A 25,554-nucleotide genomic window follows, 5' to 3' on the forward strand; every position below is an offset into this window, starting at 1 on the left:
AACAAAAACACCTGGGTCCCCGCTTTCGCGGGGATGAGCGGGTTAGTCTAAGCCCGCCCGGCGATCGAGCTCAGCCGCTCGGGGTCGATGCCGAGCTTGGCCAGGGCGCGGGTCCATTTGCGCTCATATTCGCCGCCGAAGATCAGCGCCTCATCGGGCTCGCAGGTCAGCCAGACGTTCTCCTTGATCTCGTTCTCCAGCTGGGCCGGGCCCCAGCCGGCGTAGCCGAGCGCGAGGATCGCCTTGCGCGGATGGCCGCTGGCCTGGGCCATGGCTTCCAGCACGTCGCGGGTCGCCGTCAGGGTCAGGCCGGGGCCGACGTCGATCGAATGCGCGCTGGCGTAGTCGTCGGTGTGCAGCACGAAGCCGCGCTCGCGCTCCACCGGCCCGCCGATCAGCACCAGGTCCGGCGGGGCCTTGACCTCGTCGGCGATGTCCAGCCGCTCCAGCAGGTCGGGGACGCTGAGTCCTTCGACCGGCTGGTTCAGCGCCAGCCCCATCGCGTGATGTTCGTCGTGGGCGCAGACCAGGATCAACGCGCGCTCGAACCGCGGGTCCGAGATGCCGGGCATGGCGATCAGCAGTTGGCCGGAAAAGAAGCCGTGATCCATCCCCAACAGATTTGGCCCGGAACGCCGGGCTTTCAAGCGCGATCGTTCAAACGCCGGTTGCGGCGAGCGCAATGGTCGCTATCTGCCAAGCCTCGGTTGAGGAGGAACGGCGATGACCATCAAGGTTGGGGACAAGTTGCCCAGCGTGACGCTGACGGAGGCCACGGCCGAGGGGCCCAAGCCGGTGAAGAGCGACGACTTCTTCAAGGGCAAGCGGGTGGCGCTGTTCGCCGTGCCCGGCGCCTTCACGCCGACCTGTTCGGCCAAGCACCTGCCGGGTTTCAAGCTGTCGGCCCACGACCTCAAGGGCAAGGGCGTCGACGCGATCGCCTGCCTGTCGGTCAACGACGCCTTCGTCATGCGCGCCTGGGCCGAGGACCAGGCGGTCGGCGACGACATCGCCATGCTGGCCGACGGCAGCGGCGACTTCACCAAGGCGATCGGCCTGGAGATGGACGCCACCGGCTTCGGCATGGGCAAGCGCTCGCAGCGCTATTCGATGATCGTCGAGGACGGCGTGGTGACGACGCTGAACGTCGAGGCCCCCGGCGAATTCAAGGTCTCCGCCGCCGATCACATGCTGACCCAGCTTTAGGTTAAGTGCGCGCCCCCGCTGCGCTTGCGGGCGCTCGGCGGCGCGCTCATCCTTCCTCGGTCCCCGGCCTGCTGGCCGGACCGAAGAGGTCCTTAGGTGCTCAACAGCTTGGCGCGGCGCCTGCGCGGCGCCGCCATCGTCGGGCTCGCGGCGGTCGCCGTCAGTGCGCTGGCGCCGGGCGCCGCCTGGACGCGGGTGAACGGGGCGCGGGTCAAGCGTCCGGACGCCGAAAGCATCGAGTACCGCCGCAGCTGGGGCCTGCAGGCGATCGGCGCCGACCGCGCCTACGCCGCCGGCTACACCGGGCGCGGCGTGCGCATCGCCCTGGTGGATTGCGGGGTCCGCCGCCGCGACGACCTGGGCCGCAACCTGTCGCGCGACTCCGTCGACCTGGTGGAGCGCACCGCGCGCTTCACCGATCGGCACGGCGCCTGGGTGGCCCAGCCGCTCGGCTCGGCGCTGAACGGCGCCGGCACGGTCGGCGTCGCCTACAACGCCACCCTGCTGGAGATCCGCGCCGACATGGACGGCGGCTATCGCGGAGAGTGCGCCTTCTGGCCGGCGGACATCGCCCGCGCCGTCGACACCGCCGTGGCGCTGCGCGCGCGGATCATCATCCTGCCGGTGCAGGCCCAGCGTCCGCTCGGCCCGCTGTTCGAGGCGGCGCTGCGGCGCGCGGTCGACAGCGGCGCGGTCGTCGTCGTGGCCGCCGGCAACGACACCCAGAGCGCCCCGGCCTGGCCGGCGCGCTACGCCGCCGATCCGAGGTTCGCCAGGTCCATGGTGGTCGCGGGCGCAGCCGGCTTCGACGGCGACATCGCGCCCTGGTCGAACCGCGCTGGCGAGGCCAAGGCCCGCTACGTGCTGGCCCCTGGCCAGTGGATCCTCACCGACTGCCGCAAGAGCTGCCAGTACGCCTCCGGCACCTCGTTCGCCGCCCCGTTCGTCGCCGGGGCCATCGCCCTGATGATGGAGGCCCATCCCGGTCTCAGCGGCCCGCAGGCGGCCGAGCGCGTGCTGGCCGCGGCGCGCCCGCCGGCGGCCGGCGGCGAGGAGGTCTACGGCCGCGGCATGCTGGACCTCAGCGGCGCGTTCGCGGTGGCGGAGTAGGGCTCTCTCAGGCTGTCATCCCGGAAAGCGCGTAGCGCTTGTCCGGGACCCATGAACACGGCGCCGGGAAGTCTTCGCGGGAACGCCGCGCTCCAGCCTGCCGCGCCGTGTTCATGGGTCCCGGTCTTCGCTGCGCGAAACCGGGATGACAGTGGGAGAGGGAAACGGCTTGCTCAAGAACCGCGAGCCGGCCTCGCCGAACCGCCAGGGCAGGTCGGCGGCCTTGCTGATGCCGATCCTCGGGCCGGCGACCACGCCGGCTGCGGGGCCGGAGCTGAGGGCGAACGGCGCGTGGTCCAGCGGCAGGCCGTCGTGGGCGCGGGTGACCGCCAGCGCCTGGCAGAGCTTCCCGGGGCCCGAGCAGAGGCTGCGCGGCTCGTCCAGGCCGCGGCGATGGCGCATCAGCTCCAGCCCGGCGGCGGGCTCCAGCGCGCGGATCAGCACCGCGCTGCCGGGATCCTCGCCGCAGACCAGGTTCAGGCACCAGTGGATGCCGTAGGAGCGATAGACGTAGGCGCGGCCGACCGCGCCGAACATCGCCGCGTTACGGGGCGTCCGCCCGGTGTAGCTGTGCGCCGCCGGATCCTCGTGGTGATAGGCCTCGGTCTCGACGATCCGCCCGCCGACCCCGTCGACGCTGAGCGTCCAGCCGATCAGGTCGCGGGCGACCGCGAGCGGATGGCGGGCGAAGAAGGCCGCAAGCTCCAAGCGGGGCTCAGCCGGCGAGCGCCTCGGGGGCGATCTCGGCCATCTCCGGCAGCGGCTCCATGACCGCCTCGGCGAGGCCCGGCGCCTGGGTCAGCACCTGGCTGGCGAAGATCCGCGCCAGCGAGGCCTTGGCTTTCAGCCACGGGGCGTCGGCCCCGTCTGCGGCGAGCGCCTGGCGGGCCAGGAACCAGCCGCCGATCACGTCGCCGGCGAGCTTCAGGTAGGTGGTCGCGCCGAGCAGGCTGTTCGGCCCCTGGTTGGCGAGCTGCCAGTCGGTGGCCTTCTCCAGCGCCTGGACGCCGAGCGCCAGCCGGCGGCCGACCGGGGCCAGTTCGGCGCTCTCGGTCAGGGCCTCGGCGGTCAGTAGGATCTCGGCGCACAGCTCGCGCATGGTCGCGCCGTTGGTCATCTTCAGCTTCCGACCGGAGAGGTCGATCGCCTGGATGCCGTTGGTGCCCTCGTAGATCGGCGGGATGCGGGCGTCGCGGTAGTATTGCGCCGCGCCGGTCTCCTCGATGTAGCCCATGCCGCCGTGCACCTGCAGCGCCGAGGAGGCGATCTCGACGCCGACGTCGGTCGACCAGGCCTTGGCGATCGGCGTCAGCAGCTCCTGGCGGGCCAGGGCGCCGGCGCGCTCCTCGGCGGTCGGGGCGACCTTGGCGAGGTCGGCCACCACGCCGGTCATCAGGCAGATGCCGCGCGCCGCCTCGGTCTTGGCCTTGGCCAGCAGCAGGGTGCGGCGCACGTCCGGGTGGCCGTAGATCCCCGTCCCGCCGTTCGACCAGAGCGGCTTGCCCTGCACGCGCTCCTGGCTGAAGGCCAGCGCCTGCTGGAAGGCCCGCTCGGCGATCGCCACGCCCTGCACGCCGACTTCCAGCCGCGCTGCGTTCATCATGACGAACATGTGCGCCAGGCCGTTGTTCAGCTCGCCGACCAGTTCGGCCTGGGCGCCGTCGTAGTGCATCACGCAGGTGGGCGAGCCGTGGATGCCCATCTTGTGCTCGATGGAGATCGGTCGGAAATCGTTGCGCGCGCCGAGGTTCCCGTTCTCGTCGATCAGCTTCTGCGAGGTCAGGAACAGGCTGATGCCCTTCACGCCGGGAGGCGCGTCGGGGGTGCGGGCGATGACCAGGTGGACGATGTTGTCCGCCATGTCGTGGTCGCCCCAGGTGATGAAGATCTTCTGGCCGTAGAGCCGATAGCCGCCTTCGCCGTCGGGCTTGGCGACGGTGGTCAGCGCGGCGAGGTCGGTGCCGGCCTGCGGCTCGGTCAGCACCATGGCGCCAGTCCATTCGCCGCTGATCAGCTTCGGCAGGACGTACTTCTGCTGCCGCTCGGTGCCGTGGCGGGTCAGCGCCTCGATCGAGGCCAGGCTGAGCATCGGGCAGAGCGCGAAGGCCATGTTGGCCGACTGCACCATCTCGAACACCGCCAGCTCGACGGCCTTCGGCAGGCCCTGGCCGCCGAATTCGGGCTCGGCGACGAGGCCGGTCCAGCCGCCCTGGGCGAACTGCTTGTAGGCCTCGGCGAAGCCCGGGGCGGCGGTCACCCGGCCGTTGGCGTATTTCGCGCCGACCGTGTCGCCGACCCGGTTGAGCGGCGCCAGCACCTCGTTCGACAAATCGCCGGCCGCCTCCAGCACCGCCGCGACGGTCTCGAAGTCGGTGTCCGCGTAGCCCTTCTCGAGAACGGCGTCGAAGCCGGCGGTCTTCATGGCGAAGGCGAGTTCTCGGACTGGCGCGCGGAAGGTCATGGATCGGGCCTCAAGATCGAAAAGAACCCGGCCTCTTTAGGCCACGCGACCCGGCGATCCAAGCGGCGTGGCGCACGGGTTCTCCCCGCACACGTCCCCCGATTCCGCTCGTCCCGGCGAAGGCCGGGATCCAGATGAAAGACGCTGGTGTCCGAAGGGAGATCGCCATGGAGCTTCTGTACGCGCCGCGGCCGGCATCTGGATCCCGGCCTTCGCCCGGACGAGCGGATCATGTCTCGCCTGCGTTCGACAAGGCGCGGCCTGGCGGTGTAACCAGCCGGCGTGAACGACGACCGCTCCCAGCCCGGCGAGATGCAGATCGCAGAGGCGGCCGCCGCGCTGCGCGCCGGCGGGCTGGTGATCCTGCCGACCGAGACCGTCTACGGTCTGGCGGCGGACGCGGCGAACCCGCAGGCGGTCGCCGCGGTCTATGAGGCCAAGGGCCGGCCGAGCTTCAATCCGCTGATCGCCCACGTTGGCGACCTGGCCGCGGCGCGGCGCATCGCCCGCTTCGACGCCCGCGCCGAGCGGCTGGCGCAGGCCTTCTGGCCGGGGCCGCTGACGCTGGTGCTGCCGGTCGGCGACACGGACGCGGTCTGCGACCTGGCGCGGGCCGGGTTGGACACGGTGGCGGTGCGGATGCCGGCGCACCCGCTGGCGCGGCGGCTGCTGGCGGCGTTCGGCGGCGCGGTGGTCGCGCCTTCGGCCAACCGCTCGGGGCGGCCGAGCCCCACCACCTACGCCGACGCGGTCGAGGAGACCGGCGACAAGGCGGCCGCCGCGCTCGACGGCGGGCCCTGCGCGGTCGGCCTGGAATCCACGGTCGTCGCCCTGCTCGACGCGCCGCGGCTGCTGCGGCCGGGCGCGGTGACCCGGAGCGAGATCGAGGCGCTGATCGGCCCGCTGGCCGAGGCCGAAGCCGACGCCAAGCGCTCGCCAGGCCGACTGGCGCGCCACTATGCGCCCAAGTCGCCGGTGCGGCTGGAGGCCGAGGCGCCGCAGCCCGGCGAGGCCTACCTGGCCTTCGGGCCGGCGGCCGCTGGCGAGCAGGTGTGGAACCTCAGCCCCAGCGGCGACCTGCGCGAGGTCGCCGCCAATCTGTTCGCCTATCTGCGCGCCGCCGATCGCAGCGCGCCGACCGCCATCGCCGTCGCGCCGATCCCGCACGAGGGCCTCGGCGAGGCGATCAACGACCGGTTGAAGCGCGCCGCCGGGTTCGTCGGCTAGCGGGGGCTATTGCTGTTCCGGCCGCAGGGCGACGAACAGCCCCTCGGCGTCGGCGCAGACCACGTCGCCGTGGCGCAGCTCACCGCGGACGAAGTACTTGCGGCCTTCCTGCCGTTCGAGCCAGCCGCGCACCTCCAGCCGGGTGTCGAGCGGCGTCAACGCACGGAAGTTGGTCTTCAGATAGGCGGTGCGTAGGCGCAGCCCCGAATGGGCGGCAGTGCGGCCCAGCACCTCGTCGAACATCAAGGGCAGGGTCCCGCCGTGCACCGCGCCGTTCACCCCGAGGAAGTAGCGGCCGAAGGTGACGTGGCCGCGGAAGTCGCCGGGATCGCAGACCTCGACGTGCAGCGCCGGCGACATGGTCTGGCCGCGGCCGGGGGCCTCGTGCAGGCGGGCGAACAGCTGCTCGCGCTCGGGCACGACCTGCGGCCCCAGCCGCTTGGTCCAGGCGGCGAGGTCGTCCTTCAACGCAGCGATCGTCGCCGCGTCCGGCCGCGCGCCGGCGACCGTGTCGAGGAACTCGCGTAGCGTGTCGATCATCTCGACGTACGGGCCGCCGACGTCGGGAAACGTCCGATCGGGGGCCGGCCAGGCGTGGTCCGGGTCGACGACGGCGAGCGAGGTCTCGTCGCGCAAGGCGGCGCTCCTTCCAGGTGATGGCGGCGATCAGCCATATCGGCGCAGGCCCCGCGGGGCCATAGCCCGGCCTGCGGTATCGCTGCGGCGTTCGCCGCCTGGGCAATAGGCGAGCGCCGGCCGTCGGTCGATGCGGCGTGACGAAGCTCGGGCGGGCGTATTCCGGCTCCCCGCCGCGAGCCCCCGGGTCTATCTTCCCGCTCATGACCAAGCCCGTGCCCGCCGACGTCCTGTCCCGCCTGAAGTCCGTGCTCGGCGAGGCCGGCTGGAGCGAGGATCCGGACCGGCTGGCGCCGAAGCTGCTGGAATGGCGCGACCGCTGGCGCGGGACCACGCCGCTGCTGGTGCTGCCGAAAACCACGGCCGAGGTCGCCGCGGTGATCGGGATCTGCGCCGAGGCCGGCGTGGCGATCACCCCACAGGGCGGCAACACCGGCCTGGTCGGCGGTCAGATCCCGCAAGGCGAGGTGCTGCTCTCGACCGAGCGGATGCGGGCGATCCGCGACATCGACGTCGACGACGAGGTGCTGGTGGCCGAGGCCGGCGCCACCCTGGCCGCGGTGCACGAGGCGGCCGCGGGCGTGCGGCGGCGCTTTCCGGTCGGGCTGGCGTCGGAAGGCACCGCGACGGTCGGCGGGGTGATCTCGACCAACGCCGGCGGCACCCAGGTGCTGCGCTACGGCATGGTGCGCAACCTGGTGCTGGGCCTGGAAGCCGTGCTGCCCAACGGCGAGGTCTGGAACGGCCTGAAGCGGCTGCGCAAGGACAACACCGGCTACGACCTCAAGCAGCTGCTGATCGGCGCCGAGGGGACGCTGGGGGTGGTCACCGCCGCGACCCTGAAGCTCTATCCGCTGCTGGCCTCGCGCGCCGTGGCGCTGGTCGGCGTCGATGCGCCGGCGACCGCCATTCGTCTGCTGGCCCGCGCCAAGGAAGAGACCGGCGGCGGGGTCGAGGCGTTCGAGCTGATGTGTCGGCTGGGGATCGACTTTGCGCTGAAGAACATCCCCGGCACGCGCGATCCGCTGGCCGAGGCCCATCCCTGGTATGTGCTGGCGGAGTTCGGCTCCGGCGAGCCGGGCGCGGCCGAGGCGGCGATGGAGCGCTTCCTCGAGCGCGGCCTGGAGGACGGGCTGATCCGCGACGCGGTGGTCGCCCAGACCGAGGCTCAGGCGAAGGCGATCTGGGCGATCCGCGAGAACCAGTCGCCGGCCCAGAAGCCCGAGGGCGCGACCTGGAAGCACGACGTCGCCGTGCCGGTCAGCCAGGTGGCGACCTTCCTGGAGCAGGCGGATGCGACGGTGCGCCAGATCGTGCCCGACGCCCGCATCACCGCCTTCGGCCACATCGGCGACGGCAATATCCACTACGACGTGCTGCGCCCGGACGGCGGGTCCGACGCCGAGCATTCGGCCCGGCGTGAGGCGGGTTCGCGGCGGGTGCACGACCTCGTCGCCAGCCTCGGCGGCTCGATCTCCGCCGAGCACGGCCTGGGGGCGATGAAGACCGAGGAGGCCCGGCGCTACAAGAGCCCGGTCGAGGTCGCCGCGCTGGAAGCCATCCGCGCCGCCCTGGACCCGAAGCGGATCATGAACCCGCGGGTGCTGTTCTAATACCCCTGTCATCCCGGAAAGCCGCGCAGCGGCTTGTCCGGGACCCAAGAACACGGCGTCAGACTTCGTCGCGCGGCGTTGCAGCGATTCACCTCAGCTGCCGTGTTCTTGGGTCCCGGTCTTTCGCTGCGCGAAAACCGGGATGACAGCTGTGGCGTGGAGCGTGGCAAGAGGCCGCTTGCGCCAAGCTCGGCAGAGCGGCAAACCCACCCCCATGCTGATCGTCCTCTCGCCGGCCAAGGCCCTCGACTTCACCGCGCCGCAGGAGGCCGTCTCCCTCACCACGCCGCAGCTCACCGAGGACACCGCCGAGCTCGCCAAGGTGACCCGCAAGCTGACCTCGGCGGATCTGCGCCGGCTGATGTCGCTGTCGGAGAACCTCGCCAAGCTCAACCGCGAGCGGTTCCAGGCCTTCGAGCCGGAGTCGGAGGAGGGGCTGCAGGCGGTGTTCGCCTTCAACGGCGACGTCTACACCGGCCTACGGGCGCGCGAGCTCGACAAGAAGGGGCTGGCCTGGGCGCAGGACCACGTCCGCATCCTCTCGGGCCTCTACGGCGTGCTGCGGCCGCTCGACGCCATGCAGCCCTACCGGCTGGAGATGGGCACGCGGCTGAAGACCAAGCGCGGCCAGAGCCTCTACGATTTCTGGGGCGACCGCATCTCGGCGACGCTCAACACGGCGGCCATGGGCCACAAGGACAAGACGCTGGTGAACTGCGCCAGCGGCGAATATTTCGGCGCGGTCGACCGCAAGGCGCTGAAGCTGCCGGTGCTGTCCTGCCGCTTCCTGGAAGAAAAGGACGGCGAGGCGCGGATCATCTCCTTCTACGCCAAGAAGGCCCGCGGCATGCTCGCCCGTTACGCAATCGACAACCGGATCGAGCAGGCTTGCGACCTGAAGGCGTTCGACGTGGCGGGCTACCGCTTCGCCCCCTCGCTTTCGAACGACGACGAGTTCACCTTCGCCCGGCCGCAGCCGGACCCGCCAGCCGCGGCGCGGCGCAAACAGGAGGCCTGAGGGCATGGCCAGGGACTACGGCCTGAAGGGCCAGGCGGCGATCGTCACCGGCTCCACCAGCGGCATCGGCCACGCCCTGGCCCGCAGCCTCGCCCTGGAAGGCGTCGACGTCGTGCTGAACGGCCTCGGCGACCCGGTGCAGATCGAGGCCGAGCGCGCGGAGCTGGCGGCCGAGACCGGGGTCCGCGTCCACTATCACGGCGCCGACATGACCCATCCGGTCGAGGTCGCCGAAATGGTCGGCTTCGCCCAGGCCGAGTTCGGCCGGCTCGACATCCTCGTGAACAACGCCGGGATCCAGCACGTCGCCGCAGTCGAGGACTTCCCGCCGGAGAAGTGGGACCAGATCATCGCCATCAACCTGTCCTCGGCCTTCCATGCGACCCGCGCGGCGGTGCCGATCATGAAGGCCCAGGGCCGCGGGCGGATCGTCAACCTGGCCTCGGCTCACGGGCTGGTCGCCTCGCCGTTCAAGTCGGCCTATGTCGCGGCCAAGCACGGGGTGGTCGGCTTCACCAAGTCGGTGGCCCTGGAGCTGGTGCGCACCAACATCACCGTCAACGCCATCTGCCCGGGCTATGTGCGCACGCCGCTGGTCGAGGCGCAGATCGCCGACCAGGCCAAGACCCGCGGCATCCCCGAAGCGCGAGTGTTGGACGAGGTCATTCTCGCCGCCCAGCCGAACAAGCGGTTCGTCGAATACGACGAGCTGGCGGGGCTGCTGCTCTACCTGGTCTCCGACCTCGGCGCGTCGGCCACCGGCGCGGCCTTCTCGCTGGACGGCGGCTGGACGGCGACGTGAGCCGCGGGCGCCGGCGGCTGGCGTTGTTCTGCCTGGCGCAGGCCTCGCTCGCCGCGGCGCCGGCCCTGGCGCAGTCGCCGCTGAGCGCCGAGCTGGTGCGCCGCTACGACGCGCCGGAAGCGACCCAGGGCGTCGCGGCCGACGAGGACGCCCTCTACGCCATCGGCAATTCCGAGATCGGCCGCTACGACAAAGCGAGCGGCCGCAAGACCGGCGCCTGGTCGGGCGATCCGGCGGTGTTCCCGCACCTCAATTCCTGCTCCGCGATCGGGCGCGAGCTGGTCTGCGCCAGCTCGAACTATCCGGCCACGCCGATGCTCAGCACGGTGGAGGTTTTCGACCGCCGCAGCCTCAGCCACCTCCGGTCGATCGCCCTGGGTCGGCAAGGGGGATCGCTGACCTGGCTCACCCGCCGCGACGGCGCCTGGTGGGCCTGCCTCGCCAACTACGACGGCAAGGGCGGGGAGCCCGGCCGCGACCATCGCGCCACCCTTCTGGTCAAGTTCGACGATGACTGGCGCCGGCTCCATGTCTGGCGCTTCCCGCCGACCGTGCTGGCGCGCCTCGCGCCGAAAAGCGCGTCGGGCGGCGTCTGGGGCGAGGGCGGCCTGCTCTACGTCACCGGCCACGACGCGCCGGAAATCTATGTGCTCCGCGCGCCGCCCGACGGCGCCCTGCTCGAGCATGTGGCGACGATCGCCGCGCCGATCGAAGGCCAGGCGATCGCCCTGGATCCGAGCGACCCGCGTCGCCTGTACGGCGTTCGTCGCGCCGACCGGCAGATCGTCGCCGTGCGGCTGCCGGAGCCGCCGACGCCCTGACGTCGTCGCGTCAGGCCGCGCCGGCGAGGAAGCCCGCGGGGTCCTTGAGGAAGGCGTTGAAGTCTGCGATGCAGCCGCGCCAGGCGTTCAGGTGCATCACCAGTTCGTCGCGGCCGTCCTTCGGGAACAACAGCGCCGAGTACTGCACGTGCGGCCGGCCGGAGCGGTCCTGGTAGAGGCGGCACATCACCGAGGTCTGGTTGAAGGCGTTCAGCTGGGCCAGCGTCGGCGCGCCCTCCTCGCCCTGGCGGTCGAACAACACCGCCTGGCAGCCGCGGCCCTGGGCGTCGCAGCCGGCGAACTGGGCGGAGAACACCTCGGTGGCCGAGGTGACCGCCAGGAACACCGCGTCGCCGTCGCGGCGGGCGACCGTCGCCTCGGCGCCCAAGGCCGACAGCACCGCGATCATGCTCGCCGGGTCGCGGTTGTCGAGGGCGCGCGAAGGGCTCGCGGCGGCGGGCTTGGCGGCGCGCGCCGCGGGCTTGGGCGCGGCGCCCATGCAGGCTGCGGCGACGACGGCGAGCGCGAGGGCTTTGCGGATCATGTCGACGGCTTAGCAAAACCCGGAGCAGGGCGGGAGCGTGTCCCGGTCACCGGGATGGCGCGAACCGCGGCCTGTGGATAAGCTCGCCAAAGGGTTGTTGGAGGGCCGCATGGGTTTCACCGTTCTCGTCGTCTTCGTCATCTTGGCGGTGGTCGTGGCGCTCGGCGCGATCAAGATCGTGCCTCAGGGACGCGAGTATACCGTGGAGCGGTTCGGCCGTTACACGCGCACGCTAAAGCCCGGGATCAGCTTCCTCACCCCCTTCGTCGAGACCATCGGCCGGCGGGTGAACCTGATGGAGCAGGTGCTCGACGTGCCGCGCCAGGAGGTGATCACCAAGGACAACGTCACCGTCCAGGTGGACGCCATCGTCTTCATCCAGGTGATGGACGCCGCAGCCGCGGCCTACCGGGTGGACAATCTGCACTACGCCATCGCCCAGCTGACCATGACCAACCTGCGCACGGTGGTGGGCTCGATGGAGCTCGACGAGGTGCTGTCCCAGCGCGACCACATCAACTCGCGGCTGCTGACGGTGATCGACGAGGCCACCAGCCCGTGGGGCGTCAAGGTCACCCGCATCGAGATCAAGGACCTGCAGCCGCCGCCGGACATCACCAACGCCATGGCCCGGCAGATGAAGGCCGAGCGCGAGCGGCGGGCGGTGATCACCGAGGCGGACGGCGAGAAACAGGCGGCGATCGCTCGCGCCGAGGGCTCCAAGCAGTCGGCCATCCTCGAGGCCGAGGGGCGCAAGGAGGCGGCTTTCCGCGACGCCGAGGCGCGCGAGCGCTCCGCCCAGGCCGAGGCCACCGCGACCGAGCTGGTCTCCAGCGCCATTGCCAAGGGCGACGTGAAGGCGATCAACTATTTCGTCGCCCAGAAGTACGTCGAGGCCTTCGGCCGGCTGGCCGAGAGCCCGCAACAGAAGACGGTCATCGTGCCGGCCGACATGGGGTCGCTGGTCGGTTCGATCGCCGGGGTCGCCGAACTCTTGAGGTCCGGCGGCGACCTGGGGCCGTCCGCTCCGCCGCCGCGCGGCCGCGCCCGCGGCCCGGCGGTTCCCCCGACGGAGGGATGAGCCATGTCGCTGATCGGCGACCTTTATCTGACGCATCCGGCCTGGATCTGGGCGGGCCTGGCCGCGGCCTTGCTGGCGGCGGAAGTGGCGACCGGCACCGGCTGGCTGCTCTGGGCCGCGGCCTCGGCCGCGGTGGTCGCGATGATCGAAGTCTTCGGCCAACTGCCGGTGGCGGTGGCGGTGATGATCTTCGCGGTGCTGGTGATCGCCTCGACGCTGACGGCGCGACGCTACTTCCCGCGCCGCGCCCGCGGCGGCGAGGAGGACATCAACGACAACATCGCCCGGGTGGTCGGCCACGAGGGGCGGGTGGTCGCCGCCTTCCACGGCGGCGAGGGCCGCGTCTTCATTGACGGCAAGGAGTGGGCGGCGGAGCTGGAAGGCGACGAGGCCCTGGAAGCAGGCGCGAAGGTCCGGGTGGCCGGCGTCTCCGGCGCGCGGCTCAAGGTGCGCGGCGTCTGATTACTCAAGGCCGCGGTGCGGGGCTTTGGCCACACTTCGGCCGGCTTGGCGCCTCTTCTTGACCGCGGAATGATCCGGGCGCTTATGTGCCCGCTTAAAAAACGAAACACCCAGGAGAAGAAGCGACATGAGGCCTATCGGATGGGGGGTCGCCGCGGCCCTATGCGCGGCGGTGCTGGCGCCGGCCGTGGTCATCTCCGCCCCGAAGGGCGCGGCGCCGGTGTCCGACGCGCAGCGCAAGCAGGGCATGGCCGAAGCGCCGGCGATCGTGCAGGCCGCGGGCCTCGGCTGCCAGGTCAGCGACGCCCGCTTGATCGGCAAGTCCAAGGACCCCAAGACCAAGGTCGAGACCGCCTACTACGAAGTGGCCTGCGGCTCGAACATGGGCTTCGTCGTGCAGGCTGCGGCCGGCGCGCCGCCGGCGGCCTTCAGCTGCATCGAGATGGCCCAGCCGGCCGGCCAGCCGCCGAAGGAAGGCGCCATCACCTGCGTGCTGCCGGGCAACTCCGACCCGAAGGCGCAGCTCGCGCCGCTGCTGGCGAAGGCCGGCGTGCAATGCCTGCCTGAAAAGGCCCGCGGCATCGGTCAGACCAAGACCAACACCATCCTCGAGGTCGCCTGTCAGGGCGGCACCGGCTACATCCTGATCGCCAGCGCGCCGCTCGACACCACTAAGCCGGCCGAAGCGCAGAACTGCCTGAACTTCGACGACGCCACCGGCAACGTGCGCTGCGAACTGTCGGACAAGGCCACGCGGCTCGCCGTGGTCGACAGCCTGGCGCAGTCCGCCAACAACGGCTGCGTCGTGAAGGACCGCCGCTTCATCGGCAACGCCAAGGACGGCTCGGACTTCTTCGAGGCCTCCTGCCAGGACGGCAAGGGCTACATGTTCAAGGTCAGCCAGGGCAAGCTCGCCCAGACCTGGAGCTGCGGCCAGGCGCAGAACATCCTCGGCGGCTGCACCCTGACCGACTCGCGGCAGGCCGGGGCCGAGCAGGCGGCGACCTACACCACGCTGGCCCGCAACGCCGGCTCCAACTGCGACGTCACCAAGTATGCGGTCTTCCCGCCGCGCGCTGGCAGCACCGACGAAGCCGTCGAACTGGTCTGCAAGGACGGCACCGGCGCCGTCGGCCTGTTCCCGGCCACCGGCAAGGGCCAGGTGCTGGATTGCGGGCACGCGCTCGCCCTCGGCTTCAAGTGCACTCAAGGCAGCGACCGGGGCTTCGCCGCCCTGACCGCCGACCTGAAGAAGCACGGCAAGAGCACCTGCTCGGTCTCCGACGCCCGCATCAGCGGCCAGACCGCCAAGGGCACGGTGATGGTCGAGGTGGCCTGCGCCGACGGCCTGAAGGGCTACATGATCGAGTACAACACCAAGCCGACCGTCAGCGCCATCGGCGCCAGCGGCTGCGCCTTCACTGGCGGCTGCCAGCTGAAGGGCAACACCTAAGCTCGGCGGATCCGCCGAACGATCGAGGCCCGCGGGGAAACCCGCGGGCCTTTTTCGTTGGGCCGCTGACGAACGCCCCTCCGTCTCGGCGCTGCGCGCCGATCCACCTCCCCCGCTTCGCAGGGGAGGAGCTGGATCGCTGCTCCCCTGCGTGCGGGGGAGCTGTCGGCGAAGCCGACTGAGGGGGCGTTTACGCGCCCAGGAGCGTAGACTCCGCGCCGCCAGGAGGAGACCCGATGACCCAGACCGCGTTCCGCGAAGCCCGGGACCTGCTGTTGACGCTGCGCGAGGACTACGACCAGGCGCGCGCCCAGTTCCGCTGGCCGCAGCTCGACGCGTTCAACTGGGCGCTCGACTGGTTCGACGCCGAGCTGGCCCGGGGCGAGGCCGGGACGCGCACGGCGCTGCGGATCGTCGGCGAGGATGCGGCGACGCGAACCTTCGCCGAGCTGTCGGAGCGCTCGAACCGGGTCGCCAACGGACTGCGCGCGCTCGGCGTAGGCCGCGGCGACCGGATCCTGCTGATGCTCGGCAACTGCGCGCCGCTGTGGGAGACCATGCTGGCGGCGATGAAGCTGGGCGCGGTGACCATTCCGGCGACGACGCTGCTCACCGCCGAGGACCTCGCCGCGCGGATGACCCAGGGCGGGGTGCGCGCCTGGATCACCGACGCGGCGCTGGCGGCGAAGTTCGACGGGCTCGGCCCCGACGTGACCCGGGTCGTGGTCGGCGGCGCGCGGCCGGGCTGGACCAGCTTCGATGCGCTGCTGGACGCGCCGGCGGCCTTCTCGCCGGACGGGCCGACCCGGGCGGACGATCCGATCCTGCTCTATTTCACCTCCGGCACCACGGCGAAGCCGAAGCTGGTGATGCACAGCCACGCAAGCTACGGCGCGGGCAGCCTGTCGACCATGTACTGGCTGGGCCTGCGCCCCGGCGACGTGCACCTGAACGTCTCCTCGCCGGGCTGGGCCAAGCACGCCTGGAGCTGCTTCTTCGCGCCCTGGAACGCCGGGGCCGAGGTGTTCATCCCGAACTTCGGCCGGTTCAACGCCCGCACCCTGCTCGACGCGGTGGCCGAACACGGCGTCAGCTCGCTGTGCGCGCCGCCGACGGTCTGGCGGATGCTGATCCAGGAAGACCTGACCCAGTGGGCGACGCGGCTGAACAACCTCTGCGGCGCCGGCGAGCCGCTCAATCCCGAGGTGATCGCCGCGGTGCAGGCGGCCTGGGGGCTGACCATCCGCGACGGCTTCGGCCAGACCGAGACCACCGCCCAGATCGCCAACTCGCCCGGCCAGCCGGTGCGCCCGGGCTCGGTCGGCCGGCCGCTGCCCGGCTATGACGTCGTCCTGCTGGACGCCGACGACAACGAGGTCGACGAGGGCGAGATCGCGCTCCGCCTGAGCCCGCGCCCGGCCGGGCTGATGCGCGGCTACCAGGCCGAGGACGGCGGCGTGCAGCCGGTCTCGGGGGCCTTCTACCGCACCGGCGACGTCGCCAGCCGCGACGCCGACGGCTGGTTCACCTACGTCGGCCGCGCCGACGACGTGTTCAAGGCGTCCGATTACCGGATCAGCCCGTTCGAGCTGGAGAGCGCCCTGATCGAGCACGCGGCGGTGGCCGAGGCCGCGGTGGTTCCGGCGCCCGATCCGGTGCGCCTGGCGACGCCCAAGGCCTTTATTGCGCTCGCGCCCGGCCACGAGCCCAGCCGGGAGACGGCGCTGGCGGTGTTCCGCCACATCCAGACGAGCCTCGCGCCCTACAAGCGGGTGCGGCGGATCGAGTTCATCGAGCTGCCGAAGACCATCTCCGGCAAGATCCGCCGGGTCGAGCTGCGCCGGTTGGAGGTGGAGCGGGCGCGGGTTGGCGAACGGCCGGTCGAGGAGCACCGCGAGGAGGATTTTCCGGAGCTGCGCGACTAGGGCGGACTTCGAGTGTCATCCCGGTTTCGCGAAGCGAAGACCGGGACCCAAGAACACGGCGTGGCGCGGTCGTCGCGAGGCGGCCGACGTCAGTGTTCTTGGATCCCGGACAGCCGCTGCGCGACTTCCGGGATGACAGCCAGGGGCTCTGAGCTCGTGGATCCGTTGAACACCATCACTTCCTCGCCCGGCGGGTCGGCGAACAGCCGGCGGATGGTCTCGGCGTGGCGCGCGCGGGCGATCGGCTGGGCGATGTAGCCCTTGTCGGTGATCTCGCCGCAGGCGTGCTCCGGCGGCCCGGCCAGCACCAGGGCGCGGGCGACGCGGGCGGTGGCGTGGGTGGTCCGGGCGTTGAACGCTTCGATCCCCCGGCGGGCGGCCGCGGCCACCGCCTCGGGCGGCAGGGTCGGGTTGGGATAGAGCAGCAGGCCGACGCCGGCTTCGCCCTCGCCGCAGACGACGGCGTCGGTGACCGCGCCGCCGATCGCCCCGGCGGCGCCGATCCGCAGCTCGCCGCAACTGACGAACGAGCCGTTGGACAGTTTGAAGTTCTCCGACAGCCGCCCGTCGAACGCCAGGCCCTGGGCGAGGTCCTCCAGGTCGCGCAGCCGCACTGCGTCGCCCAGCCGGTAGAAGCCCTCGTCATCGAAGGCGGCGGCGGTCAGCTCCGGCTGGCCGAGGTAGCCGGGCGTGAGCTGCGGGCCCTTTACGCGCAGCTCCAGCTTGTCCGCGGCCGGGACCAACCGCACGGCAGTTCCGGGAATCGGCAGGCCGATCAGCCCCATCCGGTCGTTCGGCCAGTGCACGCTGCAGGCGCTGGGGCCGGTCTCGGTCGCGCCATAGCCGCTGGAGAAGGTGACCCGCTCGCCGACCGTGCGCACCGCGCAGGCCTGGATGCGGTCGCCGACCGCCTGGCCCAGCGCCGCGCCGCCATAGAGCATCACCCTGACCCGCGCGAAGAAGGTCCGCGCCAGCGCGGGGTCGGTCTCCAGCGCCTCGACCAGCAGGCTCCAGCCGGCCGGCACCATGTACTGGTAGGTGGCCTCGACCGCGCGCAGGTTGCGCAGCGTCTCGCCGAACCGCGCGGCGGTCGGCTGGCCCCCGTCGATGTACAGCGACCCGCCGCGGTGCAGCGACATGTGCAGCACCGAATTGGCGCCCAGGCTGTGGCTCCAGGGCGCGGAGCTGACGATCACCGGCGGTTCGGGATCGGTGAAGCAGGCGGCGATCTGCGCCGAGTTCAGGCTTATGGTGCGGTGGCTGCAGATCACCGCCTTCGGCAGGCCGGTCGAGCCGGAGGTCAGCAGGTATTTGGCGTGGTCGTCCGGCGCGGCCGCGGCCGCCCGCGCGCCGGACCGGTAGAGCCGATCGAGCGGGATGTCGCCGGGCCGGGCGTGGCGCGCGGCGATCACCGGCAGGCTGGCCAGCGCCGCGCTGGCCAGCCCCTCGGCGAAGATCGCTGCGTCCTGGGTGTAGACCGCCGCCGGCTTGAGGGTGGCGCAGGCGTGGGCCAGCCGCGCGAGGTTGGCCCCGGGCAGGCCGTACTGCGGCGACAGCGGCGCGATCGGCATGCCCTGGCTCATCGCCGCGTAGGCGATCAGGGCGTGGTCGATGGCGTTGGGCGACAAAATGACCAGCGGCCGCGGCCCGGCGATCCCCAGCTCGACAAGGCCGGCGGCCAGGGTTTCGACGCGGGCCCTGGCCTCGGCGAAGGTCAGCGTGCGCCAGCCGTCGCCGGAGCGCTCGGCCAGCCAGACGCGGTCGGGCGCGACCTGGCTCCAGTGGTCGAGCGCGGCGGTCTGGGTCTGGAACCGCTCGGAGTAGGGGGTGATGTTGCGCAGCACCAGTTCGCCGCGCGCGCGCTGCTCCACCTCCAGGCGGCGGGGCGCGTAGAAGGCGTCGCGGATCGGGGCTTTCGCCGTGGCGCCGTCGAGACCCATGGCGTGACTTATTCCAAGCACGGCGCCGCTTGGAAAGCCCTGCTCAGGCGACGGGCGAATGGACCGTGAACTCGCAGCGCAGGCCTTCCGGCGCGAAGATCAGGTTCGACGGCTGCAAGGCTACGGTGGCGCGCCGGATCAGCCGCGAGCCGAAGCCGTCGCGGGTCGGCGGGACGACGGGCGGTCCGCCGCTCTCCACCCAGGAGACCCGGGTCCCTTCGTCCTGCGGCGTCCAGCTTAAGGACACCTGGCCACCGGGCTCGGACAGCGCCCCGTGCTTGGAGGCGTTGGTCGCCAGCTCGTAGAGCACCAGCGCCAGGTTGAGCGCATCGGTCGGCCCGACCTGGGTCGGCGGGCCCTCGATCCTGAGCTGCGGGCCGGCGAAGGCGTCGAGCGCCTCGCGCGCCAGCACGCCGAGCTCGGCGCCCTTCCATTCGGTGCGCGTCAGGATCTCGTGCGCCTTGCTCATGGCCACGACGCGGCCTTCCAGGGCGTCGTGGTAGTCGCTGACCGAGCCCGCGGTCTTGCGGGTGTGCATGGCGATCGACTGCACGGTCGCCAGGGTGTTCTTCACCCGGTGGTTGAGCTCGTTGATCAGCAGCCGGTGACGCTGGTCGCGGTCCTCGACGGCTTTCAGCGCCGATGCGAAGGCGGCGCTCAGGTGGTCGGTCTCCACCAGGCCGGTGGCGGTCGGAAAGCTCGGCGAGCCGCCCGCGACCCACTCGTTGGCCGCCTGGGCGACGGTCTCGACCGGCTGGGCGATCCGCCGGCCGATCCGCAGCGCGAAGACCACCGCCGCGGTGAGCAGCAGGGTGGCGATGATCACCCCCATCAGCATCGCCTGCCGGACCGCGCCGAACGCCTCGTCGCGCGGCATCGCCACCGCCGCCGACCAGCCGTAGGCCGGCAGCTTGTCGAAGGCGGCCATCACCTGCAGCTTGCCGATCTTGAGACTGCGCACGACGCCGCGCGGCGCGGCCTCCATGGCGGCCAGCATGGCGGGGGAGGTCTGGCGGCCGACGTACTGTTCCCCGTCCGGGTTGAAGGCGACGACCCGCTCCTGGCCGTCGAGGACGGCCGCGCTCCAGCGGGGCGGCAGCTCCTGGCGGGCGAGCAGCTTACTGAAACTGGCGGCGCTCGTCGCGACGCTGAGGTTCACCGCGCTGCCGTCGTCCAGCACCACCGGCTTCATCACGACGACGACCGGCTGATGCGCCACCGGCCCATAGATCAGGTTGGAGATGTAGACGCGGCCGCGCCGTCCCGACCAGGCGTTGCTGCCGGCACGCGACCGCGGCAGGGTCACCTTGGGGGCGGCGTCACTGAAGGTGTTGACCTGTTGCCGGCCGGTCGGATCCCAGACGATGACCCAGGAATCTGATCCCTTCAGGGCGGTGCGCGCCTGGTCCGCGAACTCGGTCCAGTCGGCGCGGCCCAGTTCCCGCGAGACCGAAAGCGCCTCCAGGGTGGCGATCTGCTCGCTGATGCGCCCGTCGATGACCAGCGCCAGCGTGCGGGCGGTGGCGAGCATCTGGCGCTCCTGCGTCAGGCTGACCTGCCGCTCGAGGCTCCAGAGCAGGATGCCGGCGAGCAGCAGGCCGGGGATCAGCAGGATCAGCACCAGCCCGACCAGCCGCGAGCGGACCGACGCCGTCGGCCGCGCCGGCCGGACGTGCGGCGCGGCCGCGCTCGCCGGATCTGGCGCTCTTCCGGCCTCGTGCTCCGCCGCACCCATTACAGCCGCTCCGCCTCGGCCGCGCAGTACGCCCGAGCCCAACGGCGATAGCACCGGCCGGCGCCGGCTGGCTATTTAGCTTGATAGGTATCCGGTCGCGGAGGATCGCGGCGTGGTCAGCCGGCGAGGGTCTCGTGGAAGCGCACCGGCTGGCCGAGGTGCGGGGCGGCGATCTCGCCGTCGCGCATGACGATCCGGCCGCGGATGATGGTCGCCATCGGCCAACCCTTGGCCTCCATGCCGTCGAACGGCGTCCAGCCGACGCGGCTGGCCATCATCGCATGGGTCATGGTCCGCCGGGCCTTCAGGTCGACGATGGTCAGGTCGGCGTCGAAGCCGACCGCCAGCCGGCCCTTGTCGGCAAGGCCGAAGACCCGGTGGGCGCCGTGGCTGGTCAGGTCGACCAGCCGCTCCAGGCTGAGCCGGCCCTCGGCGACGTGGGTCAGCATCACCGGCAGCAGGGTCTGCACGCCGGGCATGCCGGAGGGCGAGGCCGGATAGGGACGGGCCTTCTCCTCGGAGGTGTGCGGCGCGTGGTCCGAGCCGATCACGTCGGCGACGCCGTTGGCGACCCCGACCCACAGGCCGGCGCGGTGCTCGGCGCTGCGGATCGGCGGGTTCATCTGGGCGTAGCCCTTCAGCCGCTCATAGGCTTCGGGCCCGGCCAGCGTCAGGTGTTGCGGGGTGACCTCGACGCTGGCGACGTCCTTGTGCGCGGCGAGGTAGGCGATCTCCTCGGCGGTGGTGACGTGCAGCACGTGGATGCGCTTGCCGAGCGCGCGGGCGATCCGCACCAGCCGCTCGGTCGACTGGATCGCCGACTGGGCGTCGCGCACCTCTGGATGGCTGGTCCAGTCGCCGGTTCGCGCCAAGGGCCGGCGGTCGGCCAGACGGTACTCGTCCTCGGAGTGGAAGGCGGCGCGGCGGTTGACGTGGCGCAGCACCTGCTCGACGCCCGCGTCGTCCTGCACCAGCAGGCTGCCGGTCGAGGCGCCCATGAAGACCTTGATCCCGCAGCAGCCCGGCAGCCGCTCCAGCTCGCCGAGGAAGTCGGCGTTCTCGTGGGTGCCGCCGACGTAGAAGGCGTGGTCGCAGTGCATGCGCCCGGCGGCGCGGGCCAGCTTGTCGGCCAGCGCCTCGGGGTCGGTGGTGGTGGGCTCGGTGTTGGGCATCTCGAACACGGCGGTGACGCCGCCCAGCACCGCGGCGCGGCTGCCGGTCTCGAGATCTTCCTTCCACTCCATCCCCGGCTCGCGGAAGTGCACCTGGCTGTCGATCACCCCCGGCATCACGGTCAGGCCGGTCGCGTCGAACACCTCGCCCGCCGAGGCCTGGCCGAGGTCGCCGACGGCGACGATCTTGCCGCCGCGGACGCCGACGTCGGCGAGCCCGCGCCCGGCGTGGTTGATGACCTCGCCGCCACGAACGATCAGGTCGAAGGTCTCAGCCATGGCGGGCGTCCTTTAGCTCTGGGATGGCGCGGTCTTCTTGGGCTCGGTGGCGGCGAGCAGCGCGCGCGCGGCCTCGTAGACCCGGTCCACGCTCAAGTCCATCATGTGGCACACCGCCTGGGCCGAGCCCGGGTCGCCGCTCATGATCTCCTCGAAGCTGCGGCCGCCGCGCACCAGCCGGGCGTTCGGTCCCCAGGGCGCATAGCGCCGGTCGTCGGACGGTCCGAACAGGCCGAGCGTCGGCGCGCCGGAAGCGGCGGCCAGATGCATCGCGCCGCTGTCGTTGCCGACGAACAGCCGCGCGTGCTTCAGGCAGGCGAAGGAGGTGACCAGGTCGACCTGGCCGGCGAGGTCGATGAACCGGTGACGCGGCACGCAGTCCTTCAGGCCCAGCGTGGTCTTGCGGTCGCCGGGAGCGCCCAGCACCATCAGCCGCCCGCCCTGGAGCGGGCCGCCGGTCCCGAGCAGCTTCATCGCCACGCGGCTGAAGCGCTCCAGCGGCCAGGTCTTGCCGACCCAGTTGGCGGCCGGGGCCATGGCCAGGATCGGCCCCTGGCCGGCGGTGAGATCGGCGGCGTAGGCCTCCACCTCCGGCGAGGTCCAGATGTAGGGCGCGGCCGGCTGGTCCTCGATCTTCAGGACGCGGGCGGCCTCCATCACCTTGTGTATCGGCTCGCCGACGAGCTTGCGGTGCACCGCCCGGCGCTTGGTCGAGACCAGCCGCGAGATCGCCGAGCCGCGCAGGTCCACCACCAGCCCCCAGCGCCGCCGGCGCACCTTGCGCCACAGGTCGAACCAGTGGCTGCCGTCCTTCTGCTTGGCGAAGACGATCAACTCGTCGAGGTTCGGCACGAAGCCGAACAGCGGCGCGGCCGCGGGGCCGGCGACGATGGTGAAGCGGGCGTTCGGAATCTCGTCGGCCAGGCGCTTGATCAGGCCCGACGCGAGCACGGCGTCGCCGATGTTGGTCGCCGTAATGAATAGAATTGGGAAAGACCCACGAGCCATCCTTCCTCTATATGCCGGCCTCCGCTGGCGCTCCACCGCCGCCGCGCCCAAATTGTCCTCATGATCACCCCGCCGATGTTCGCCGAGCTTCCCAGCCGCGCCCTGATCGCCCTGAGCGGTCCCGACTGGCGCAGCTTCCTGCAGGGCCAGGTGACCCATGACGTCGAGACCCTGGCGGTCGGCGAGGCGCGGTTCGCCGGCCTGCTGACGCCGCAGGGCCGGCTGCTGTGGGACCTGTTCGTGGTCGGCCGCGCCGACGGCTGCTGGCTCGACGTGGCCGCCGAGCACCGCGCGGCGATCGTCCAGCGGCTGTCGATGTTCCGCCTGCGGGCCAAGGTCGAGATCGCGCCGGACGAGGCTGGCGTTGCCGTTCTCTTCTCCGCTCGCCCCGGCGAAGGCCGGGGCCCAGATGACGAGCCCGGCGCCCTCCGATCTGGATCCCGGCCTTCGCCGGGACGAGCGGGGGAAATTTGGGTGGCGGATCCCCGTCTCCCCGAACTCGGGCTGCGCGGCTACGGCGCGGCCGCGCCGGCCGAGGCGGTGGTGGCCGACGAGGCGGCCTATGACGCCCACCGCCTGGCGCTCGGCGTGCCCGGGACGGCGGACTGGGGCTCGGACAAGACCTATCCGATCGAGGCCAATTTCGACCTGCTGCACGGGATCGACTTCAAGAAGGGCTGTTTCGTCGGCCAGGAGACGACCTCGCGGATGAAGCGCCGCGGGCAGATCAAGACCCGCATGCTGCCGATCGTCTTCGATGGCCCGCCGCCACCGCCGGGCGCCGAGGTGCTGGCAGGGACCCTGCGGGCCGGCGAGGTCTGCGCAGGAATCGACGGGCGCGCCATCGCCATGCTCAGGCTCGACCGCATCGCCGGCGGGCTGGAGGTCGACGGGCGGCCGGTGCGGGTCGAGCGGCCGGCCTGGATCGCCGAGGCGTTGGGCGAACACGCCCTAGGCTAAGGCCGCGCCGGCGGCGCCGTCCTATGGTCGCGCTGTCAGGGCTTCACCTGCGAGGCGGAAGCTGATGAAGGCCGGTTCGATCAAGCGCTTCGTCGTGGGCGCGAGCGTTGGCGCGACGTTGCTGGGCGGCGTCGCCCACGCCGCGCCGCCGAAGGATCTGGCGGACCTCGTCGGCGTCTACGCCAGCAGCGGCGAGAAGACGCTGCAGCGGCGCGGCTACACCCAGGTCAAGTCGACGGCGATCGGCGGCTCGCGCTACGGCTACTGGAGCAACAAAGAGGTCTGCGCCGAGGTGCAGCTCGCCGACGCCCGGTTCATCACCATCAATCAGGTCGAGTACGCCGGCGCCTGCGGGCCGGCCCCGCCGCCGCCGGGCAAGGGCGCGCCCGCGCCGGCCGCCGTCGACCTGCGCTTCCCGCCAGGCGCCAGCAGTGTGACGGTCACCGGCACGGTGCGCGGCCATGATGCGCGGGCGTACCGGTTGACCCTGCGGCGCGGCCAGACGCTGAACGCGCGGCTCACCTCGCGCAGCCGCTTCCTCTACCTGACGATTACCCGTCCCGACGGCGGCGTGCTGTTCGACGGCGCCTCGAGCGCCGCCGGCAACGCTTTTCGCGGCGTGACGCCGGCCTCCGGCCCCTATCGGCTGCAGGTCTATCTGGTCCGGGCCGCGGCGCGGCGCGGCGGAGTCGCCGACTACAGCCTGGCGGTGTCGGCGAAGTAGCGCTGCGGCGGTTGGACGCCGCGTCCGGATTCCGCCGACGTGCGGGCTTGTGCTGGCGCGCAAGCTCGGCTGAAAGTCGCCGCCGATGGACGACCCCCTGCACAGGTGCGGTTGGCGCGGCATGGCCGGCGACCCGCTTTATGAGGCCTACCACGACACCGAGTGGGGGGCGCCCGAGTACGACTCCCGCGCGCTGTGGGAGAAGCTGGTGCTCGACGGCTTCCAGGCCGGGCTCGCCTGGATCACCATCCTGCGCAAGCGCGAGGCGTTTCGCGCCGCCTTCGACAACTTCGATCCGGAGGAGGTCGCCCGCTACGGCGAGGCCGAGCGCGCCCGGCTGATGGCCGATCCGGGCATCGTCCGCTCGAACGCCAAGATCGACGCGGCGATCGCCAGCGCCCGGATCTATCTGGACATGCGCGAGCGCGGCGAGGACTTCTCCGCCTTCTGCTGGAGCTTCGTTGACGGCAAGCCGCTGCAGAACGGCTGGAGCGAGGTCGGCCAGGTGCCGGCGCAGACCCCGCTGGCGGTCGAAATCTCCAAGGCGCTGAAGGCCAAGGGCTACAAGTTCGTCGGCCCGGTGATCGTCTACGCCTGGATGCAGGCGACCGGACTGGTCAACGACCACCTCACCACCTGTTTCCGGTACGAACCGGTGAAAGCGATGGCGCGTTGATGGCTCCGAGAAGGACAGCGCAGGGTCCCACCATGATCCTCGAGAAGGCCTTCATCGACGGACCGGTCTGCGGCGTGGACGAAGCCGGGCGCGGTCCCTGGGCCGGGCCGGTCAGCGCCGGCGCGGTGATCCTCGACACCCGCAAGGTCATCAAGGGCCTCGACGACTCCAAGAAGCTCACGGCCAAGGCGCGCGAAGCGCTGGAGATCGAGATCAAGGCCAAGGCGCTGGCCTGGGGCGTCGGCTTCGCCTCGGTGGAAGAGATCGCCGAGCTCAACATCCTGCACGCCACCGGCCTGGCGATGTGCCGCGCGGTCGAGGCGCTGGCGGTGCAGCCGAAGTACGCCCTGGTCGACGGCAACTATCCCTTCAAGCTGCCCTGCGAGGTGAAGACGGTGGTCGGTGGCGACGCCAAGTCGAAGTCCATCGCCGCCGCCTCGATCCTGGCCAAGGTCGCCCGCGACCGGCTGATGGTCGAGATGGATGGCGTCTATCCCGGCTACGGCTTCGCCAGCCACAAGGGCTACAACGCCCCGGTGCACCTCGAAGCGCTGGTGGCGCTGGGGCCCTGCGAGATCCACCGCCGGGCCTGGAACCCGGTGAAGCTGGTGCTGGCCGGCATCGATCCGCGCAAGATCCTGGTGGTGCAGGACGAGTTGGCGTTCGAAGAGCTCGGCGACGCGGCGGAGTAGGCCGCGCCG

Annotated in this window: 24 protein-coding genes; 15 read left to right on the forward strand and 9 right to left on the reverse strand. The window is 71.6% G+C overall.

Translation table 11 applies throughout. The features are described 5' to 3' along the window. Positions 1 to 47: 47 nt before the first annotated feature. On the reverse strand, positions 48 to 611 hold the full coding sequence (locus ACSQ14_RS03190) for a YqgE/AlgH family protein (protein WP_436009654.1): 564 nt from the start codon (positions 609 to 611) through the stop codon (positions 48 to 50). Positions 612 to 723: 112 nt separating this feature from the next. Between ACSQ14_RS03190 and ACSQ14_RS03195 the strand changes: the two genes are divergently transcribed. Then, complete coding sequence (locus tag ACSQ14_RS03195) at positions 724 to 1,206, forward strand: peroxiredoxin (RefSeq protein ID WP_436009656.1); 483 nt, start codon at positions 724 to 726, stop codon at positions 1,204 to 1,206. Positions 1,207 to 1,302: 96 nt separating this feature from the next. Then, entirely contained in the window at positions 1,303 to 2,316 is a 1,014-nt protein-coding gene (locus tag ACSQ14_RS03200; protein WP_436009658.1) for a S8 family peptidase, read from the forward strand. A gap of 111 nt (positions 2,317 to 2,427) precedes the next feature. Here ACSQ14_RS03200 and ACSQ14_RS03205 read toward each other — a convergent pair whose 3' ends face one another. Together ACSQ14_RS03205 and ACSQ14_RS03210 are read right to left on the reverse strand one after the other, a co-directional pair. Further along, entirely contained in the window at positions 2,428 to 3,024 is a 597-nt protein-coding gene (locus tag ACSQ14_RS03205; protein ID WP_436009660.1) for a DNA-3-methyladenine glycosylase, read from the reverse strand. Between the two features lie 7 nt (positions 3,025 to 3,031). Continuing rightward, positions 3,032 to 4,777 carry an acyl-CoA dehydrogenase gene (locus ACSQ14_RS03210; RefSeq protein WP_436009662.1) on the reverse strand — a complete coding sequence of 582 codons (1,746 nt, stop codon included), beginning with the start codon at positions 4,775 to 4,777 and terminating at the stop codon, positions 3,032 to 3,034. Positions 4,778 to 5,089: 312 nt separating this feature from the next. Between ACSQ14_RS03210 and ACSQ14_RS03215 the strand changes: the two genes are divergently transcribed. Then, positions 5,090 to 6,004: an L-threonylcarbamoyladenylate synthase gene (locus ACSQ14_RS03215; protein WP_436015341.1), complete on the forward strand. Its 915-nt coding sequence runs from the start codon at positions 5,090 to 5,092 to the stop codon at positions 6,002 to 6,004. A gap of 6 nt (positions 6,005 to 6,010) precedes the next feature. Here the strand turns inward: ACSQ14_RS03215 and ACSQ14_RS03220 are convergent, their stop codons facing one another. Continuing rightward, the gene (locus tag ACSQ14_RS03220) at positions 6,011 to 6,640 is read right to left on the reverse strand and encodes a PaaI family thioesterase (protein WP_436009664.1); all 630 of its coding nucleotides are present in this window, start codon (positions 6,638 to 6,640) and stop codon (positions 6,011 to 6,013) included. Positions 6,641 to 6,843: 203 nt separating this feature from the next. On the opposite strand from ACSQ14_RS03220, the gene ACSQ14_RS03225 reads away from it, so the two are divergent. The 4 genes from ACSQ14_RS03225 (at position 6,844) to ACSQ14_RS03240 (ending at position 10,894) form a co-directional block, all read left to right on the forward strand. Further along, positions 6,844 to 8,253: an FAD-binding oxidoreductase gene (locus ACSQ14_RS03225; protein WP_436009666.1), complete on the forward strand. Its 1,410-nt coding sequence runs from the start codon at positions 6,844 to 6,846 to the stop codon at positions 8,251 to 8,253. A gap of 214 nt (positions 8,254 to 8,467) precedes the next feature. Beyond that, the gene (yaaA, locus tag ACSQ14_RS03230) at positions 8,468 to 9,271 is read left to right on the forward strand and encodes a peroxide stress protein YaaA (protein WP_436015343.1); all 804 of its coding nucleotides are present in this window, start codon (positions 8,468 to 8,470) and stop codon (positions 9,269 to 9,271) included. 4 nt (positions 9,272 to 9,275) lie between these two features. Next, positions 9,276 to 10,073, forward strand: a complete 798-nt coding sequence (locus tag ACSQ14_RS03235) for a 3-hydroxybutyrate dehydrogenase (RefSeq protein WP_436009668.1) — start codon at positions 9,276 to 9,278, stop codon at positions 10,071 to 10,073. Continuing rightward, the gene (locus tag ACSQ14_RS03240) at positions 10,070 to 10,894 is read left to right on the forward strand and encodes a hypothetical protein (protein WP_436009670.1); all 825 of its coding nucleotides are present in this window, start codon (positions 10,070 to 10,072) and stop codon (positions 10,892 to 10,894) included. The genes ACSQ14_RS03235 and ACSQ14_RS03240 overlap by 4 nt, the downstream gene beginning before the upstream one ends. A gap of 10 nt (positions 10,895 to 10,904) precedes the next feature. Here ACSQ14_RS03240 and ACSQ14_RS03245 read toward each other — a convergent pair whose 3' ends face one another. Continuing rightward, on the reverse strand, positions 10,905 to 11,438 hold the full coding sequence (locus ACSQ14_RS03245) for a YbjN domain-containing protein (protein ID WP_436009672.1): 534 nt from the start codon (positions 11,436 to 11,438) through the stop codon (positions 10,905 to 10,907). A gap of 109 nt (positions 11,439 to 11,547) precedes the next feature. Between ACSQ14_RS03245 and ACSQ14_RS03250 the strand changes: the two genes are divergently transcribed. The 4 genes from ACSQ14_RS03250 (at position 11,548) to ACSQ14_RS03265 (ending at position 16,359) form a co-directional block, all read left to right on the forward strand. Then, complete coding sequence (locus tag ACSQ14_RS03250) at positions 11,548 to 12,519, forward strand: SPFH domain-containing protein (protein ID WP_436009674.1); 972 nt, start codon at positions 11,548 to 11,550, stop codon at positions 12,517 to 12,519. A 3-nt stretch (positions 12,520 to 12,522) separates the two neighbouring features. Beyond that, positions 12,523 to 12,981, forward strand: coding sequence for an NfeD family protein (locus tag ACSQ14_RS03255; RefSeq protein WP_436009676.1), 459 nt, complete (start codon positions 12,523 to 12,525; stop codon positions 12,979 to 12,981). Between the two features lie 127 nt (positions 12,982 to 13,108). Further along, on the forward strand, positions 13,109 to 14,434 hold the full coding sequence (locus tag ACSQ14_RS03260; RefSeq protein WP_436009678.1) for a hypothetical protein: 1,326 nt from the start codon (positions 13,109 to 13,111) through the stop codon (positions 14,432 to 14,434). 236 nt (positions 14,435 to 14,670) lie between these two features. Beyond that, positions 14,671 to 16,359: an AMP-binding protein gene (locus ACSQ14_RS03265; RefSeq protein ID WP_436009680.1), complete on the forward strand. Its 1,689-nt coding sequence runs from the start codon at positions 14,671 to 14,673 to the stop codon at positions 16,357 to 16,359. 89 nt (positions 16,360 to 16,448) lie between these two features. Here the strand turns inward: ACSQ14_RS03265 and ACSQ14_RS03270 are convergent, their stop codons facing one another. The 4 genes from ACSQ14_RS03270 to ACSQ14_RS03285 all read right to left on the reverse strand — a co-directional run bounded on the left by ACSQ14_RS03270 (position 16,449) and on the right by ACSQ14_RS03285 (position 22,493). Beyond that, positions 16,449 to 18,299 carry an AMP-binding protein gene (locus ACSQ14_RS03270; protein WP_436009682.1) on the reverse strand — a complete coding sequence of 617 codons (1,851 nt, stop codon included), beginning with the start codon at positions 18,297 to 18,299 and terminating at the stop codon, positions 16,449 to 16,451. A 43-nt stretch (positions 18,300 to 18,342) separates the two neighbouring features. After that, positions 18,343 to 20,034, reverse strand: a complete 1,692-nt coding sequence (locus ACSQ14_RS03275; protein ID WP_436009684.1) for a sensor histidine kinase — start codon at positions 20,032 to 20,034, stop codon at positions 18,343 to 18,345. A 116-nt stretch (positions 20,035 to 20,150) separates the two neighbouring features. Then, positions 20,151 to 21,485 (reverse strand): dihydroorotase, encoded by a 1,335-nt coding sequence (locus ACSQ14_RS03280; RefSeq protein ID WP_436009686.1) that lies wholly within the window; start codon positions 21,483 to 21,485, stop codon positions 20,151 to 20,153. A gap of 12 nt (positions 21,486 to 21,497) precedes the next feature. Then, positions 21,498 to 22,493, reverse strand: a complete 996-nt coding sequence (locus ACSQ14_RS03285; RefSeq protein ID WP_436009688.1) for a glycosyltransferase family 9 protein — start codon at positions 22,491 to 22,493, stop codon at positions 21,498 to 21,500. 63 nt (positions 22,494 to 22,556) lie between these two features. Here ACSQ14_RS03285 and ygfZ point away from each other — a divergent pair, with 63 nt between their 5' ends. From ygfZ to ACSQ14_RS03305, 4 genes are all read left to right on the forward strand, one after another. Next, complete coding sequence (gene ygfZ / locus ACSQ14_RS03290; RefSeq protein ID WP_436015345.1) at positions 22,557 to 23,453, forward strand: CAF17-like 4Fe-4S cluster assembly/insertion protein YgfZ; 897 nt, start codon at positions 22,557 to 22,559, stop codon at positions 23,451 to 23,453. Between the two features lie 64 nt (positions 23,454 to 23,517). Beyond that, positions 23,518 to 24,177, forward strand: coding sequence for a hypothetical protein (locus ACSQ14_RS03295; RefSeq protein WP_436009690.1), 660 nt, complete (start codon positions 23,518 to 23,520; stop codon positions 24,175 to 24,177). A gap of 85 nt (positions 24,178 to 24,262) precedes the next feature. Next, positions 24,263 to 24,853: a DNA-3-methyladenine glycosylase I gene (locus ACSQ14_RS03300; protein ID WP_436009692.1), complete on the forward strand. Its 591-nt coding sequence runs from the start codon at positions 24,263 to 24,265 to the stop codon at positions 24,851 to 24,853. 32 nt (positions 24,854 to 24,885) lie between these two features. Then, positions 24,886 to 25,545, forward strand: coding sequence for a ribonuclease HII (locus ACSQ14_RS03305; protein WP_436009694.1), 660 nt, complete (start codon positions 24,886 to 24,888; stop codon positions 25,543 to 25,545). Positions 25,546 to 25,554: the final 9 nt, after the last annotated feature.

This window comes from Phenylobacterium sp. LjRoot219, from assembly GCF_964252995.1.
In the GTDB taxonomy this organism is placed as follows: domain Bacteria; phylum Pseudomonadota; class Alphaproteobacteria; order Caulobacterales; family Caulobacteraceae; genus Phenylobacterium.

Coding starts and splice junctions, on each gene's coding strand:
- ACSQ14_RS03255 (WP_436009676.1), top strand. CDS start 12,523: ATGTCGCTGATCGGCGACCTTTATCTGACGCATCCGGCCTGGATCTGG.
- ACSQ14_RS03215 (WP_436015341.1), top strand. CDS start 5,090: ATGCAGATCGCAGAGGCGGCCGCCGCGCTGCGCGCCGGCGGGCTGGTG.
- ACSQ14_RS03245 (WP_436009672.1), bottom strand. CDS start 11,438: ATGATCCGCAAAGCCCTCGCGCTCGCCGTCGTCGCCGCAGCCTGCATG.
- yaaA (WP_436015343.1), top strand. CDS start 8,468: ATGCTGATCGTCCTCTCGCCGGCCAAGGCCCTCGACTTCACCGCGCCG.
- ACSQ14_RS03270 (WP_436009682.1), bottom strand. CDS start 18,299: ATGGGTCTCGACGGCGCCACGGCGAAAGCCCCGATCCGCGACGCCTTC.
- ACSQ14_RS03280 (WP_436009686.1), bottom strand. CDS start 21,485: ATGGCTGAGACCTTCGACCTGATCGTTCGTGGCGGCGAGGTCATCAAC.
- ACSQ14_RS03195 (WP_436009656.1), top strand. CDS start 724: ATGACCATCAAGGTTGGGGACAAGTTGCCCAGCGTGACGCTGACGGAG.
- ACSQ14_RS03300 (WP_436009692.1), top strand. CDS start 24,263: ATGGACGACCCCCTGCACAGGTGCGGTTGGCGCGGCATGGCCGGCGAC.
- ACSQ14_RS03190 (WP_436009654.1), bottom strand. CDS start 611: ATGGATCACGGCTTCTTTTCCGGCCAACTGCTGATCGCCATGCCCGGC.
- ACSQ14_RS03235 (WP_436009668.1), top strand. CDS start 9,276: ATGGCCAGGGACTACGGCCTGAAGGGCCAGGCGGCGATCGTCACCGGC.
- ACSQ14_RS03210 (WP_436009662.1), bottom strand. CDS start 4,777: ATGACCTTCCGCGCGCCAGTCCGAGAACTCGCCTTCGCCATGAAGACC.
- ACSQ14_RS03265 (WP_436009680.1), top strand. CDS start 14,671: ATGACCCAGACCGCGTTCCGCGAAGCCCGGGACCTGCTGTTGACGCTG.
- ACSQ14_RS03285 (WP_436009688.1), bottom strand. CDS start 22,493: ATGGCTCGTGGGTCTTTCCCAATTCTATTCATTACGGCGACCAACATC.
- ACSQ14_RS03295 (WP_436009690.1), top strand. CDS start 23,518: ATGAAGGCCGGTTCGATCAAGCGCTTCGTCGTGGGCGCGAGCGTTGGC.
- ACSQ14_RS03275 (WP_436009684.1), bottom strand. CDS start 20,034: ATGGGTGCGGCGGAGCACGAGGCCGGAAGAGCGCCAGATCCGGCGAGC.
- ACSQ14_RS03305 (WP_436009694.1), top strand. CDS start 24,886: ATGATCCTCGAGAAGGCCTTCATCGACGGACCGGTCTGCGGCGTGGAC.
- ACSQ14_RS03225 (WP_436009666.1), top strand. CDS start 6,844: ATGACCAAGCCCGTGCCCGCCGACGTCCTGTCCCGCCTGAAGTCCGTG.
- ACSQ14_RS03250 (WP_436009674.1), top strand. CDS start 11,548: ATGGGTTTCACCGTTCTCGTCGTCTTCGTCATCTTGGCGGTGGTCGTG.
- ACSQ14_RS03260 (WP_436009678.1), top strand. CDS start 13,109: ATGAGGCCTATCGGATGGGGGGTCGCCGCGGCCCTATGCGCGGCGGTG.